This is a genomic window from Pelomonas parva, from assembly GCF_043555835.1.
GTDB lineage: Bacteria > Pseudomonadota > Gammaproteobacteria > Burkholderiales > Burkholderiaceae_C > Pelomonas > Pelomonas parva.
Genome location: NZ_JBIGHV010000003.1, coordinates 560,592 through 572,841, shown reverse-complemented (window position 1 = coordinate 572,841; position 12,250 = coordinate 560,592). Strand labels below are relative to the sequence as shown.

The 12,250-nt window shown below is 67.8% G+C and carries 17 protein-coding genes; 8 read left to right on the top strand and 9 right to left on the bottom strand.

Translation table 11 applies throughout. The annotated features are described in order from the left end of the window. Nucleotides 1–14: 14 nt before the first annotated feature. The 5 genes from ACG00Y_RS10040 to ACG00Y_RS10020 form a co-directional block, all read right to left on the bottom strand. Nucleotides 15–584 (bottom strand): PEP-CTERM sorting domain-containing protein, encoded by a 570-nt coding sequence (locus ACG00Y_RS10040; protein WP_394478364.1) that lies wholly within the window; start codon nucleotides 582–584, stop codon nucleotides 15–17. A gap of 205 nt (nucleotides 585–789) precedes the next feature. Then, complete coding sequence (locus tag ACG00Y_RS10035; protein WP_394478362.1) at nucleotides 790–1,401, bottom strand: PH domain-containing protein; 612 nt, start codon at nucleotides 1,399–1,401, stop codon at nucleotides 790–792. Between the two features lie 108 nt (nucleotides 1,402–1,509). Then, nucleotides 1,510–1,932, bottom strand: coding sequence for a hypothetical protein (locus ACG00Y_RS10030; RefSeq protein ID WP_394478360.1), 423 nt, complete (start codon nucleotides 1,930–1,932; stop codon nucleotides 1,510–1,512). A 10-nt stretch (nucleotides 1,933–1,942) separates the two neighbouring features. Then, nucleotides 1,943–2,611: an OmpW/AlkL family protein gene (locus tag ACG00Y_RS10025; protein ID WP_394478358.1), complete on the bottom strand. Its 669-nt coding sequence runs from the start codon at nucleotides 2,609–2,611 to the stop codon at nucleotides 1,943–1,945. A gap of 26 nt (nucleotides 2,612–2,637) precedes the next feature. Then, complete coding sequence (locus tag ACG00Y_RS10020; RefSeq protein WP_394478357.1) at nucleotides 2,638–3,807, bottom strand: SGNH/GDSL hydrolase family protein; 1,170 nt, start codon at nucleotides 3,805–3,807, stop codon at nucleotides 2,638–2,640. A 356-nt stretch (nucleotides 3,808–4,163) separates the two neighbouring features. Between ACG00Y_RS10020 and ACG00Y_RS10015 the strand changes: the two genes are divergently transcribed. The 3 genes from ACG00Y_RS10015 to ACG00Y_RS10005 all read left to right on the top strand — a co-directional run bounded on the left by ACG00Y_RS10015 (nucleotide 4,164) and on the right by ACG00Y_RS10005 (nucleotide 5,745). Further along, nucleotides 4,164–4,481 carry a nucleotide pyrophosphohydrolase gene (locus ACG00Y_RS10015; protein ID WP_394478355.1) on the top strand — a complete coding sequence of 106 codons (318 nt, stop codon included), beginning with the start codon at nucleotides 4,164–4,166 and terminating at the stop codon, nucleotides 4,479–4,481. Then, nucleotides 4,481–5,125, top strand: a complete 645-nt coding sequence (locus tag ACG00Y_RS10010) for a 3'-5' exonuclease (protein ID WP_394478353.1) — start codon at nucleotides 4,481–4,483, stop codon at nucleotides 5,123–5,125. The genes ACG00Y_RS10015 and ACG00Y_RS10010 overlap by 1 nt, the downstream gene beginning before the upstream one ends. Before the next feature lie 101 nt (nucleotides 5,126–5,226). Continuing rightward, nucleotides 5,227–5,745, top strand: coding sequence for a GNAT family N-acetyltransferase (locus tag ACG00Y_RS10005; protein WP_394478351.1), 519 nt, complete (start codon nucleotides 5,227–5,229; stop codon nucleotides 5,743–5,745). A 46-nt stretch (nucleotides 5,746–5,791) separates the two neighbouring features. On the opposite strand, the gene ACG00Y_RS10000 is transcribed toward ACG00Y_RS10005, so the two are convergent. Then, nucleotides 5,792–6,565 (bottom strand): PEP-CTERM sorting domain-containing protein, encoded by a 774-nt coding sequence (locus ACG00Y_RS10000; RefSeq protein WP_394478350.1) that lies wholly within the window; start codon nucleotides 6,563–6,565, stop codon nucleotides 5,792–5,794. A gap of 86 nt (nucleotides 6,566–6,651) precedes the next feature. Further along, nucleotides 6,652–7,695, bottom strand: a complete 1,044-nt coding sequence (locus ACG00Y_RS09995) for a hypothetical protein (protein ID WP_394478348.1) — start codon at nucleotides 7,693–7,695, stop codon at nucleotides 6,652–6,654. 89 nt (nucleotides 7,696–7,784) lie between these two features. Here ACG00Y_RS09995 and ACG00Y_RS09990 point away from each other — a divergent pair, with 89 nt between their 5' ends. The 4 genes from ACG00Y_RS09990 (at nucleotide 7,785) to ACG00Y_RS09975 (ending at nucleotide 9,840) form a co-directional block, all read left to right on the top strand. After that, nucleotides 7,785–8,765: a helix-turn-helix transcriptional regulator gene (locus ACG00Y_RS09990; RefSeq protein WP_394478346.1), complete on the top strand. Its 981-nt coding sequence runs from the start codon at nucleotides 7,785–7,787 to the stop codon at nucleotides 8,763–8,765. Between the two features lie 73 nt (nucleotides 8,766–8,838). Further along, entirely contained in the window at nucleotides 8,839–9,147 is a 309-nt protein-coding gene (locus tag ACG00Y_RS09985; protein WP_394478344.1) for an ElaB/YgaM/YqjD family protein, read from the top strand. 16 nt (nucleotides 9,148–9,163) lie between these two features. Continuing rightward, nucleotides 9,164–9,544, top strand: a complete 381-nt coding sequence (locus ACG00Y_RS09980) for a phage holin family protein (protein ID WP_394478342.1) — start codon at nucleotides 9,164–9,166, stop codon at nucleotides 9,542–9,544. Continuing rightward, nucleotides 9,541–9,840: a hypothetical protein gene (locus ACG00Y_RS09975; protein ID WP_394478340.1), complete on the top strand. Its 300-nt coding sequence runs from the start codon at nucleotides 9,541–9,543 to the stop codon at nucleotides 9,838–9,840. Before ACG00Y_RS09980 ends, ACG00Y_RS09975 begins: the two co-directional genes overlap by 4 nt. 1 nt (nucleotide 9,841) lies before the next feature. Here the strand turns inward: ACG00Y_RS09975 and ACG00Y_RS09970 are convergent, their stop codons facing one another. Together ACG00Y_RS09970 and ACG00Y_RS09965 are read right to left on the bottom strand one after the other, a co-directional pair. Further along, the gene (locus ACG00Y_RS09970; RefSeq protein WP_394478339.1) at nucleotides 9,842–10,423 is read right to left on the bottom strand and encodes a cob(I)yrinic acid a,c-diamide adenosyltransferase; all 582 of its coding nucleotides are present in this window, start codon (nucleotides 10,421–10,423) and stop codon (nucleotides 9,842–9,844) included. A 34-nt stretch (nucleotides 10,424–10,457) separates the two neighbouring features. Then, on the bottom strand, nucleotides 10,458–10,688 hold the full coding sequence (locus ACG00Y_RS09965; protein ID WP_394478337.1) for a hypothetical protein: 231 nt from the start codon (nucleotides 10,686–10,688) through the stop codon (nucleotides 10,458–10,460). 90 nt (nucleotides 10,689–10,778) lie between these two features. Here ACG00Y_RS09965 and ACG00Y_RS09960 point away from each other — a divergent pair, with 90 nt between their 5' ends. Beyond that, complete coding sequence (locus ACG00Y_RS09960; RefSeq protein WP_394478335.1) at nucleotides 10,779–12,188, top strand: FAD-binding oxidoreductase; 1,410 nt, start codon at nucleotides 10,779–10,781, stop codon at nucleotides 12,186–12,188. Nucleotides 12,189–12,250 lie beyond the last annotated feature (62 nt).

The window sequence follows — 12,250 nt, the reverse complement described above, 5'->3', positions numbered from 1 at the left end:
CGCCGACGGGTCGCTCAGCGGCCGATACGACGGCGCGCCACGAAGCCGACGATGCCGATGCCACCCAGCATGAGGGCCAGCGAGGTGGGCTCCGGCACGGCGGCGGCGGTGCCGCTGAAGCTCACTTCACCCACCGAATTGAAGCCGTCACCGTAGAGCGCCTGCACGCGCACGTACTGGTAGGCCAGCGCGGTCTGCGCAAAGGTGACGGGAAGGGTGACCTGGCCGCTGTTCACCGTCGACTGGTCGAACAGGCCGGACACGGTGAACAGCGTCGTGTAGCTCACGCCGTCGGTCGATGCGTAGAAGCGGTAGACGTCGTTCCAGTCCAGCGTGACCGTAGCCGACGACAGGTGGTAGGACTGGTCCAGCTTGAAGGTGATGGTCTCGCCGAAGCCGTTCCACCAGCCGGCGTTGGTCTGCCAGTCGGTGAAGTCGGCCGGCGTGAAGCCGTCGGCCGCGAAGGCGGCGTTGGTCACACCGGCGGTGTTGCCCGTCACCGTGACGCCAGCCGTGGTCGCTTGAGCGGCTGCGGCCAGACCCAGCAGGCCGATGGCTACGGCGGATTTGACTTGAATGGACATGACGGGCTCCTCTTTTTTGTGCACCTATATGAGGCCCGGATCATCGCGGCGGCCACCCGCCGGGCCTTCCCCCCGGCTGCGGGGGTCACCCCTAGTTTCAAGTCTGATCCTCGTTTGGTGAGCGCGCGCGCCGGCTTGCTGGCCACCGGACGATGGACGACCGGTTCCGGCGTGAGCACGGAGGACGTTGGCGGGGGCGCCGCCGCTAGTTCTGGATATACCGCTCAAAAACGCCGCCGAAATCCTTGCGACTGAGCTTGTCCAGCACCACGCTGTTCACCGTGTTGAGCAGCGACAGGTAGTGGCGGCTGACCTGCTCCTCGCTGACCTCGTGGCCCAGCTTGAACATCTGGCCCGTCACACCCAGGCATTGCATCGCGATGTCGCGCGCCTGCGCATCGCGGTCCTGCAGCTTGCCGATGCTGTGCAGCGCCTTGTAGATGTCCTTCAGCGGCTCGATGAAGTTCTTGCGCACGTCGATGCTGAACGGCTTGCCCTCACCGATCTGGAACTTCAGCTCGACGTCCATGTCGATGGTGCCGGCGGTCTCCAGCGTCACGTGGCTGATGCGATGGCTGAGGTAGTCGTAGCGCTTGATGACGCGCTTGGACGAGACCGCCGAGTCACCGTCCACATGCACCAGCGCGAGGTTGGTGAAGCAGTACTCGTCCTTCTTGGACTTGATGAGGAAGAAGATCTTCTCGCCGTCCTCGCTGAAGAGGTAGTCATCGGCATCGACCTTGTTGAAGTCGGCGGCGGGCACGATGACGCCGATGTCGCTGAGGCCCAAGGCCTCGGAAGCCAGTTTCTTGAACATCGCTCACTCCATGAAAAAGGGTGGCGCGAGTGTGCCCCGCAGTGCTCGCTCAGCGGCAACGGCTGGTGGGAATATGAACCCCGCCGAAGGCCGCGAGACCTCTGTCGTTCAGAACATGTCCGGCCACTTGTCATCAAACCGGAAGGTGTTGATGACCCAGCCCGTCTTGCCTTGGTAGACGTAGAACACCCAACGCATGGCGTGTTGCTCGAAACGCTGGATGTAGAGAAGGCGGGCGAGCGACTCGCCGATGCGGTCCTCGCTGATGAACTCATGGCCGATTGTCTTGCCGAAGCGCGCCGACATCATGGGCGACTGCATGACGGCCTGACCCACCATGGCGTCGAACTCCGAGGCAGGAATGACCGTCAGCGGTTTGAATGTCTTCAGCCCGCCTTCGAGGTCGCCCTTGCCCACCTTGGCCATGACGTCGTCGGTCACTTTCCTGACATCGGCCAGCGTCGGCACGGCCTGGGCGCAGGCCGCCAAGGAAGCCGTCAACAGCGTGGCCAGGGCAAGGAACTTCTTCATGAGGCGCCTTTCAGAACCGGTAGCCGATGGCGAACTTGATGGTCACCGGGTCCAGCGAGGTCTCGAAGGTCTGGCCGGTCGACAGCGTGCCGGTTGTCTTCAGCAAGGTCTTGCCAACCGACAGGCTGGCGGACCAGTCGCGGGTGACGTTGTAGGCGGCGCCGACTTCCACCGTCGGGCCCAGGCGGCTCTTCATGGCCAGCGTCGTCGGCATCGAGGCGCTGCCACCGGAGATACCGGACAGCGCCGCCGTGGCCTTGGACCGAGACAGGTGGTGGTAGGTGACGCCCGCGCCGACGAAGGGGCGCAGCGCGCTGCTGGCATTGCCGAAGCGGTACTGCGCCAGCAGCGAGATGGGCTGGGACTTGACCGTGGCGAGCCGGCCTGTGCCGGCGATGGCGCCAGCGCCAAGCACGTCATGCTTGAACGGCGCGGCGACGGACAGGTCGAAGCTGAGGTGGTCGCCCGTGAAGTAGGTGACGCCGCCGACGAAGGCGCTGGCCTTCTTCACGTCGAACTTGGTGCCGACGAGGCTGGGCACGGTCAGGTCGCTGCTGTCGACGTCCGGGCTGACCTGCGCGCCGCCGGCATGGACGATGAAGCTGCCGGCCGACTGGGCAAACGCGCCGCTGCTGGCGAGAAGGGTGGCGGCGGCGGCGAGGAGAAATTTGGTTTTCATGGGTATCTCCAAAGGACGGGCGCGGGTCAGAGCCAGCCCTTGGTGGCCAGGGCCTTGGCGATCAGCTGCTGCGTGAGCTGGTGGCCGTAGGGCGTCGGGTGGAAGCCGTCGGAGAAGGCATAACGCTGCCACCAATCGGTGCCTGTCACGCCCACGGGCGGCGCGGCGGACAGCGCAGCGGCGGTGCAGGTCGGGAAGGTGTAGGTGGGCAGGCCATCGGCGCCGACGCCGGTACGCGGGCAGGCGGGGTCCTTGACGTTGGTCAGGCCGTACTGGGCGGGTGATGCAACCTGGTCCTGGAAGGCCTTGTAGAAGTCGATGAGGGCCACGCGCTCGTCGTTGCCAAACTTGGCGGCGAGCTGGGTGTTGTAGGCCGCCATCCAGCCCTGGAAAGTGGCCTGCGCCTGCGCACGTGCCGTCGCGCCGGCCGTGCCGCCGCCGCTGGCCAGCGCGACGCTGTCCAGCACCATCTGGAAGCGCGGCGTGTAGGTGATGTCGGGGATGTTCAGCACGACGACGTGGGTCGCGCCCTTGTCGAGCACGTTGGCCTTGATGGCGTTGTAGAACTTGTCGGCCAGCGCCGTCATGTAGGTGGCGCCGATCTGCGCCGTCGTCGTGGCGCCACCGCCCAGCGCGGTGCCGATCTGCGTGGGCGTCAGCAACGTGGCCAGCAGCGCGGAGTAGGCGGCTGCGGTGTCACGCGGGATGTTCAGGTAGGCGCCGACGAGGTCGGCCGCGTCGTTGCCGCCGCCGTCGATGATGACCAGGTCGGTCGCCGCGAAGCTGGCCAGCGAGGCATGGGTGGCCAGTTGCACGCCGACGTTGAGCGGGTTGGTCGGGCCGGCACCGGCGCCGGTGTAGGTGATGCGGCCACCGCCGATCGAGAAGTTAGTGCAGCCCGCCTTGGCCGTGTTGGCGACGAAGGTGGTGCCCGTGAAGCTGTAGAAGTTGCACAGCGCCAGGCCGTAGTTGGCGGCGATGCGCTCGGCGTAGATCAGGTTGTCGGCGCTCTGGACGGTGAACTTGTAGCCGAAGGTGCCGCTGTCCTGGATGCTGTCGCCGAAGACCTTGACCGACGTGATCTTGACTTGCGGCGTCGTGTCGGCCGTGGAGCCGCCGCCACCGCAGGCGGCCAGCAGCAGGCCGGCGAGCAGCGCCGCCGAGGCTGCGGCGACGCGGTTGAGTTGAGATTTCATCGTTTTCTCCTGGCGACACCGCCGCGCGGCACCTGCGAATTCGGGAGCGCAACTCTAGCCGCAGCTTTTCCGGGCAGTCTTTGGTTTTTTTGCTCGTTGCTCGTAAAGCAAGGCTGCCCACAACCCTGTGGATGGCGCTGGGACAACCACCCAGATATCCACAGGCCAACGCACTTCGCCAAAGTTGTTCGCATCGGCGGCGCCCTTCATCCGATCCCGGCGCACAGGCTTGTGCGGTTTGCAAGCCCTTGCCGGGCAAAGACTTTTTCGCCTTGTCCACAGCGCAGGCCGGCCTCTATCACTACGACTACCTTTGAACCTTCACTACAGTCTTGAATACATAGGACAACTCCACCATGGACATTCCCTCCCTCCAGCAGCGTTTGCGCCGCTTCGCCGACGAGCGCGACTGGCAGCCCTACCAGACGCCCAAGAACCTCGCGATGGCCATGACGGTCGAGGCGGCCGAGCTGCTGGAGATCTTCCAGTGGCTGACGCCCGAGCAGTCGGTCAAGCTCAGCGACGACCAGCGCCGCCACCTGGGCGAGGAGCTGTCGGACGTGCTGCTCTACCTGGTGCAGATCGCCGACCATGGCGGCGTGGACCTGGATGCAGCCGTCGAGCGCAAGTTGGCGATGAATGCCGTCAAACACCCACCGCTGAAGAAGTCTTGATGGAAACCATTGCCGTCGTCGACTTCGAGACCACCGGCCTCGGCCCCACCAGCGGCGGGCGCGCGACGGAAGTTGCAGCCGTGCTGGTGCGCGGCGGCGAGGTGGTGGACCGCTGGAGCAGCCTGATGAACAGCGGCACCTGGGTGCCGCCCTATATCCAGGCGTTGACCGGCATCAGCAACGAGATGCTGGCAGGCGCGCCGGACTCGTCGCAGGTGATGGGTGAGCTGGCCCGCTTCACGGCCGGCTGCCCGCTGGTGGCGCACAACGCGTCCTTCGACCGGGGGTTCTGGCAGGCCGAGATGGCGCGTGCCCAAGTCCAGCCCGACCCGGCGCATCAGTTCGCCTGCACGGTGCTGCTGTCACGCCGGTTGTGGCCCGAGGCACGCAGCCATTCGCTGGGCGCGCTGGTGCGCTTTCACGACCTGAGCTTCAGCGGCCGCGCCCACCGGGCGATGGCCGATGCGCTGGTCACGGCTGAGCTGCTGCTGAAGGTACGCGCCGAGATCGGCAGCCGTTTTGCCACGGACCTGGGCGGTGCCGAGGTGGACCATGCGCTGCTGAGCGGCCTGCAGCGCACGCCGGTGCGGTGGCTCAGGCGTGGTCTCGTCGAGCATGTCCGGGCGCAGAAAGCGACGGCTTGAGCACAGGACGCCCAGAAAAAATTCTGTCAAGGCCCCTGCTTTGGAACTTGGGCAATGACAATCCCGCCCTTTCGTCCCCGCGCTACTGCCCAAAAAGTTCCATGTCCGTGATCCAGGTTCGCCCCGCCACCCTGCGCGATGCCAAGGCCATCGCCGAGATCCACGTTGCTGCCAGCCAGGATGCCTACAAGAGCCTGCTGCCTGCCGCTGCGTTGGATGCCATGTCGGTGCAGAAGCGCCAGGCCTTCTGGCGCGAGGCCATCGACCTCTGCGAGCCGCAGGTCATCGTGGCTCATCTGGACAACAAGATCATGGGCTTCGCCGGCTTCGACCGTTCGCGCGACAAGGGCACGCCGGCCACGACCGGCGAGGTCTGGGCCATCTTTGCCGACCCGGTGCACCTGGACAAGGGCGTCGGCCTGGCGCTGTGGGATGCCACGCGTGACGGTCTCCAGGAAGAAGGCTGCACCAAGGCCACGCTGTGGTGCTACCTGCGCAACGAGCGCGCGCTGCGCTTCTTCGAGCTGGCCGGCTTCAAGCGCGAGCTGGGCAGCGCCCGCACGACGGAAGTCGGCGGTGCGCGCGTCGAAGAGATCCGCTTGCATCGTTCGCTGGTCTAAGTAAAAAGCGCCCCGCAGGGCGCTTTTGGTCAGGCGTTGAATCCAATCAGCCACGACGACGGCGGGCGATGGCGCCGACGGCCAGCAGGCCTGCCAGCATCATTGCGTAGCTCTCGGGTTCCGGAACGGCGCTGACGGCAATGCTGCCGGTGGGCAGGCTGCCGGCTTGCCAGTTGGCAGCGTCGGCGAACGTGGTGAGCCACTGTTCCTTGGTCTTGCTGCCGCTCGCCAGCACCGAAGCCTTGACGCTGAAGCCGCCGCCGGTGGCCGCATTGAAGGTGATTGCCGTCTGGCCCAGTGTCAGGCCGGTGGCCACGCCGCCCGTGGAGGACGAGGTGGCGGCTTCGAAGCCGTTGGTGTCGTCGAACACGAACAGGTGGGTCTGCGTTGCTACGTTGAACAGCGGGTTGCTGGCGTTGCTGTTCTGGAAGGCGTAGATCTGCTCGCCGCCTTGGCCCAGGGCCAGCGATGCATAGGCGCCGCCCGTGCTGCCGGCGATGCCGCCCGAGGTCGTGAAGCCAGCGGCCGTGCTGGACACGATGGTGCCTGCGGAAATCGTGGCGGCAGCCGTCCACTTGGTGAAGTTCTCGTTGCCGTCGCCATCGGTGGTTGTCGAGCCACGGAAGGCGCTGCCGTTCCAGCCGTTGTCGGTGAAGTAGACGATTTCACCGGCCGCGATGTCGTTCAGCGCGACGAAGGCGAACGAGTCAGGCGAGCCGTTGTTGACGCGGCCGATGATGGCGATGTCGCCGGCAGTCAGAGCCGCCTGAGCAGGGATGGCGGCGGCCAGGGCGGCCAGGGCGAGCAGGGTCTTGGTCATGAGCAGGTCCAGGGTTGAGGGGTATGCCGGCACTCTGGCGATGCGCTGTGACCCAACCATGACACCCCATCCCCCAGCCTCGGGGGTCAGGCCGCGTAGCCGCCGGTCGCCAGCGCCCAGCCGTCGGTGCCATCGTCGTGGCGTTGCACATGCACCGGGCTCAACTTCCTGGCCGCCGCGCGCTCGACGAGGTTCTCGGCCTGCTCCGGCGTCAGCTGCAGTGCGAAGCGCAGCCAGCGCTTCTGCACCAGCGGCAGCGCCCAGGCATCCTCCAGCGCCCAGCGGATCTGCTGCGGCTCCTGCAACTCGGCAGCGCACAGCACGCGCGGGGCCAGGGCGAGCAGGAAGCGGTTGAAGTCCGTGCGCAGCTGGTCGGTCGGCAGCAGGGCCTCCAGGCGGCTCAAGCGGGCGCTCCAGCCAGGCGTGGCGAGCTGTCGCGTCACCAGCGCCTGCAAAGCCTGGATGGGGTTGAACAGGCGCAGGCGGTTGGGCGGCAGCACGTGCAGCGGGATGTTGGCCGCTTCTTCATGGCTCAGCGGCGTGACGAAGCTTGCCAGCACGGCCAGGCGCTGCCAGTCGGCCTCGACCAGACCGCCGATGCGGGTGATGGGGCCGGTGGCGCAGCTGGCGGCCATGTCGAGCAGGCCCTGATGGCTACGGCTGCCCTTGGCCTGGTTGGCGCGCTGGCTCATGACGGCCAGGTTGCCGGCCGCATAGCCGGCATCGTCGCGGACGCGGTCGATGCTGCGGTTGTCGTCGCCCAGCAGCTCGCGGGTGATGGGGCAGTGTGTGGTGTCCAGCTGGGCCAGGTGATGCGGCGTCAGCTGGATGTCCTCGAAGCTGCGGCCGCGGGCCCAGGCGTGCGTGCGCAGCGCCAGCCACAGCTCGACCTGCGGGCTGGCCGGTGTGCGCACGGCGCGGCCCCGGGCTGACATCCAGCCGCGCTGCAGCGGTGACTGCGGGTAGAGGTGGGCGATGGGCGGCGTGAGGCCGTGCAGCGCGTAGTCGCGGCCCAGGGCCAGGCCGACGCGCTCGTGGGCGCTGACGGGCGAGGGGCTGTCGTCCATGTCCAGCGCGAACTGCGCCAGTGCGGGGTGGGCGTGGATCTGGGCGGTGAGGACGGCTTGCATGGCGTGCTCCGGTTGAGGGATGTGCACAGTCTCTGAGCCAGCTGGCTCATGAGATGATCCACCGCGAAAACACTGTAAATATTTTCAGCATGGACCGCACCGAGCGCTTCTACAAGATCGAACACCTGATCCGCTCCCGCGGCTGCGTGTCGTTTGCCGAGCTGATAGCGGCGCTGGAGGTGTCGCCGGCGACGCTCAAGCGCGACCTTGCGTACTTGCGCGAGCGCATGGATGCACCCATCGAGTACGACGCAGCCGCCAACGGCTACCGCTTCGGCCAGCAATGGCGCGGCGGCAAGCACGAGCTGCCGGGGGTGTGGTTCAACGAGGCCGAGCTGCACGCGCTGTTGACCATGCAGCAGATGCTGGCCGGGCTGGACGAGCAAGGTGTGGTGGGCCGACACCTGCAGCCCATGTTCGACAAGATCACCGGCATGCTGGGTGTCGACCATGGCGAGGCGCAGGAGCTGAGGCGGCGCGTCAAGCTCATCGGCACGGCCAGGCGGCGCATCGCCAGCGACAGCTTCGAGACCGTCGGCAGCGCCGTCGTCAAGCGCAAGCGCCTCGCCATCCGCTACCGCAAGAAGACGGGCATGGGCGAGGTCAGCGAGCGCGAGGTGTCGCCGCAGCGACTGGTGCACCACCGCCATGCCTGGTATCTGGACGCCTTCTGCCACCAGAGCCAGGGCCTGCGCCGCTTTGCGCTGGACGGCATCGAGGCGGCGACGCTGCTGGAAGCGGCCGCCGACGCCCTGGCGCTGGACGCGCTGGAGGCCGAGCTGGACCGCGGCTACGGCATCTTTGCCGGCGGCACGCCACGCGAGGCCGAGCTGCTGTTCAGCCCCGAGGCCGCCGCCTGGGTGTCGCGCGAGGAATGGCACCCGGCGCAGAAGAGCGAGTTCCTGCCCGACGGCCGCTGGCGGCTGCAGCTGCCCTATGTGGACGACACCGAGCTGCTGATGGACCTGCTCCGCCATGCTGGCCAGGTCGAGGTGGTCGCGCCGACGGCGCTGCGCGAGGCCTATGCTGCGCGGCTGCGACAGGCGGTTTCCTCCCTAGAACTAGGGTAGGGATAACGAGGATCGCCGCTGGCAACCGCGTTAGGCTGCCTGCTTGTCCAACCTTCAGAACGAGGAGCTCGCCATGAGTGAAACAGCCCAGGCCAAGGAAAAGCTGGCAGCGGATTTCCGCGCCGTGATGGACGACATCGACGCGCTGATGACGGCCACGACCAACAAGGCAGACGGCGAGGCCCGAGCCTTGCGCGCACGCATCCAGGACCAGCTGGCCGGTGCCAAGGAAAAGCTGCTGGACGCCCAGCACGAGGCCGTGCAGCGCGCCAAGGACGCAGCAGCCGCCACCGACGACTACGTGCACGCCAAGCCCTGGCAGGCCATTGGCGTGGCGGCGGCGGTGGGCTTGGCTCTTGGTGTGCTGATCGGCCGCCGTTGAAGCCGGCGAGAGTCACTTGACTGACTCGAAGGAACCCGTCTCCGGGCCGCTGCGGCGGCTCGGCACGTCGCTGCTGACGCTGGGGCGCATCCGGCTTGAACTGCTGGCCATCGAGGCGCAGGAGGAGAAGGAGCGCATCGCCGGCCTTGCCTTGTGGGCCGTGCTCGCGGCGCTGCTGGCGGGTTTCGGCCTGCTGATGCTGCTGCTGCTCATCGTCGTGGCGCTGTGGGACAGCCATCGCCTGCTGGCCCTGGCCGCTGCGACGGCGGTGCTGCTCGCAGCGGCGGCGGTGGCGCTTGCCAAGCTCAAGGGGCTGCTGGCCCAGCCGACAACGCTGTTCCAGTCGAGCATCGCCGAACTGCGCGAAGACGCGGATGCACTCCGCCGCCGGCCGTGATTCCGCGCATTCCCCAGGACCCGCAGCAGCGCGCCGAGCGCAAGGCCAATCTGCTGCTGGCCTCCGAGCTGCTGCGCGGCCAGGTGCAGCGGGATGTGAACGACCTCGGCGAGCGGGGTGATGGCCTGGTCAACCGTGTGCTGACCGTGCGCGGCTGGCTGTCCGACCCCACGGTGCTGGCGGTGGCCGGTGGCGGCGCGGCCTTCTTTGCCGCAGCGGGGCAGAAGCGGCGCGGCCAGTTCTGGCGCGGGCTGCGCTGGGCCTGGCTGGCGTGGCGGCTGCTGCGACGGCGCTGAGTCAGCCTTCGGCGTCCAGCCGCTTCATCCGCTCGCTCTGCCAATAGACATCGTCTCCGCCCAGCCCATCGAGGTTGGCGCGGTTGAGCACGCGGCTCAGCACGAAGAGCAGGTCGGACAGGCGGTTCAGGTACTGGCGCGGCGCGGCGCGAACGGTCTCGCCGGCGGCCACGGCGAGGACGGCGCGTTCGGCGCGACGGGCCACCGTGCGGCAGACATGGGCGATGGCCGCGCTGCGCGTGCCGGCCGGCAGGATGAATTCCTTCAGGCGCGGCAGGTGCTCGTTGTAATGGGCCAGCGCCTCGTCCAGCCGCAGCACGGCAGCGTCCTTCAGCAGCTCGCCGCCGGGCCAGGAGAGTTCGCCGCCGAGGTTGAACAGCTCGTGCTGGATCGTCACCAGCAACTCGCGGATGTCGTCGGGCAGCGGCTCGGCCAGCAGCACGCCCAGGTGGGAGTTCAGTTCGTCGACATCACCCATGGCCTGCACGCGCAGGTGGGTCTTGGGCACGCGGCTGCCGTCGGAAAGACCGGTGGTGCCGTCGTCGCCGGTGCGGGTCGCGATTTGAGAGAGGCGGTTGCCCATGGCGGTCAGCTGGAGTGCGAAACCGCCATTCTCGTCAGTGCCGGCGGCCGCCGCTGCGGTGGAAGGCGGGCTTGTGCACGGGCGCGTCGTGGGGCTTGAAGCCCTGGGCCGGCGTCCAGCGCGGCGCGGGGGGCGCGTCATGCGGCGGCGGTGGCTCGCCGAAGACATCGCGCCAGCGTGCTGCCAGCACGTCGAAGCGCGTGGCGCCGGCAACGATGAGGACGATGGCGGCGATCAACAGCAGCCAGGTCAGGGTGGGGTCCATGCAGATCTCCCGGGGTTGGCGGTGGGGTGATGCTGGCACCGCGAGGCGGGCGCTGCAACACAATCTTGGCCATCGCCCGTGGAGCCGCTCGTGAACGCGCCCGAACAACACTTCTCCTCCGCCCCGCCGCTGCCCGCCGCCTTGATCGATGCGCTGCGAGCTGAGTTCGCCGAGCGTTGCTCGACGGCACTGGCCGTGCGTGAGCAGCACGGCCGCGATGAGTCCATCTTCGATGTGCCGCCGCCGCAGGCCGTCGTGTTCGCCGAGAGCGAGGCCGAGGTGGCGCGCGTGGTGGCCTTGTGCGCCGAGCACCGCGTGCCCGTCATCCCCTATGGCGCGGGCTCGTCGCTGGAAGGCCATCTGCTGGCCGTGCGGGGCGGTGTCAGCCTGGACGTGTCGCGCATGAACCGCATCCTGCGCATCGACGCCGAGGACCTGACCGTGACCGTGCAGCCCGGCGTCACGCGCAAGGCGCTGAACGAGGCGCTCCGGCACGAGGGCTTGTTCTTTCCCATCGACCCCGGCGCCGATGCGTCCCTCGGCGGCATGGCCGCCACGCGCGCCAGCGGCACGAACGCGGTGCGCTACGGCACGATGCGGGAGAACGTGCTGGGGCTGCGCTTCGTCAGTGCTAACGGCGAAGTCGTGCGCACCGGCTCACGCGCGAAGAAGAGCAGCGCTGGCTACGACCTGACGCGGCTGCTGATCGGCAGCGAGGGCACGCTCGGCGTCATCACCGAGCTGACCGTCAAGGTGCACCCGCTGCCCGAGGCCGTATCGGCGGCGGTGTGCTTCTTCCCCAGCATCGACGCGGCCGTGCGCACGGCCATGCAGATCATCCAGATCGGCGTGCCCATCGCCCGCTGCGAGCTGCTGGACGCGAACGCGATCAAGGCTGTGAACGCGCACGACAAGCTGGGGCTGAAGGAGGCGCCCATGCTGCTGATGGAGTTCCACGGCAGCGAGGCCGGCGTGGCCGAGCAGGCGGCGACCGTGCAGGACGTGGCGGCCGACCACGGCGGCGAGGCTTTCGAGTGGGCCACCACGCCCGAAGCCCGCACGCGGCTGTGGACGGCGCGCCACCACGCCTACTTCTCGGCCCTGCAGACGCGGCCCGGCTGTCGCGCGCTGACGACCGATACCTGCGTGCCCATCTCCCGCCTGGCCGAGAACATCAATGCCAGCGTCACCGAGGTCGAAGCCGCCGGCCTGCCCTACTTCATCGTCGGCCATGTGGGTGATGGCAACTTCCACATGGCCTATCTGCTGGACCCGCATCTGCCCGAAGAGCTGGCGACGGCCGAGCGGCTGAGCGCGCAGATGGTGGCGCGCGCCATCGCGTTGGAGGGCACGTGTACCGGCGAGCACGGCATCGGCCTGCACAAGCAGGGTTTCCTGCTCGACGAGACGGGGCCAGAGGCGGTGGCGGTGATGCGGTCGGTGAAGGCGGCGCTGGACCCGCTGGGCATCCTGAATCCCGGCAAGATCTTCCCGCTCTAGACGAGCCGCGAGGTAGCCGATGGCGGTTTTGGTATCGATCCCACGAAACATTTCATCGCGAC

Coding starts and splice junctions, on each gene's coding strand:
- ACG00Y_RS10005 (WP_394478351.1), top strand. CDS start 5,227: ATGTCCGTGATCCAGGTTCGCCCCGCCACCCTGCGCGATGCCAAGGCC.
- ACG00Y_RS10000 (WP_394478350.1), bottom strand. CDS start 6,565: ATGACCAAGACCCTGCTCGCCCTGGCCGCCCTGGCCGCCGCCATCCCT.
- ACG00Y_RS09970 (WP_394478339.1), bottom strand. CDS start 10,423: ATGGGCAACCGCCTCTCTCAAATCGCGACCCGCACCGGCGACGACGGC.
- ACG00Y_RS10035 (WP_394478362.1), bottom strand. CDS start 1,401: ATGTTCAAGAAACTGGCTTCCGAGGCCTTGGGCCTCAGCGACATCGGC.
- ACG00Y_RS10015 (WP_394478355.1), top strand. CDS start 4,164: ATGGACATTCCCTCCCTCCAGCAGCGTTTGCGCCGCTTCGCCGACGAG.
- ACG00Y_RS09995 (WP_394478348.1), bottom strand. CDS start 7,695: ATGCAAGCCGTCCTCACCGCCCAGATCCACGCCCACCCCGCACTGGCG.
- ACG00Y_RS10010 (WP_394478353.1), top strand. CDS start 4,481: ATGGAAACCATTGCCGTCGTCGACTTCGAGACCACCGGCCTCGGCCCC.
- ACG00Y_RS09965 (WP_394478337.1), bottom strand. CDS start 10,688: ATGGACCCCACCCTGACCTGGCTGCTGTTGATCGCCGCCATCGTCCTC.
- ACG00Y_RS09990 (WP_394478346.1), top strand. CDS start 7,785: ATGGACCGCACCGAGCGCTTCTACAAGATCGAACACCTGATCCGCTCC.
- ACG00Y_RS09985 (WP_394478344.1), top strand. CDS start 8,839: ATGAGTGAAACAGCCCAGGCCAAGGAAAAGCTGGCAGCGGATTTCCGC.
- ACG00Y_RS10025 (WP_394478358.1), bottom strand. CDS start 2,611: ATGAAAACCAAATTTCTCCTCGCCGCCGCCGCCACCCTTCTCGCCAGC.
- ACG00Y_RS10030 (WP_394478360.1), bottom strand. CDS start 1,932: ATGAAGAAGTTCCTTGCCCTGGCCACGCTGTTGACGGCTTCCTTGGCG.
- ACG00Y_RS10040 (WP_394478364.1), bottom strand. CDS start 584: ATGTCCATTCAAGTCAAATCCGCCGTAGCCATCGGCCTGCTGGGTCTG.
- ACG00Y_RS10020 (WP_394478357.1), bottom strand. CDS start 3,807: ATGAAATCTCAACTCAACCGCGTCGCCGCAGCCTCGGCGGCGCTGCTC.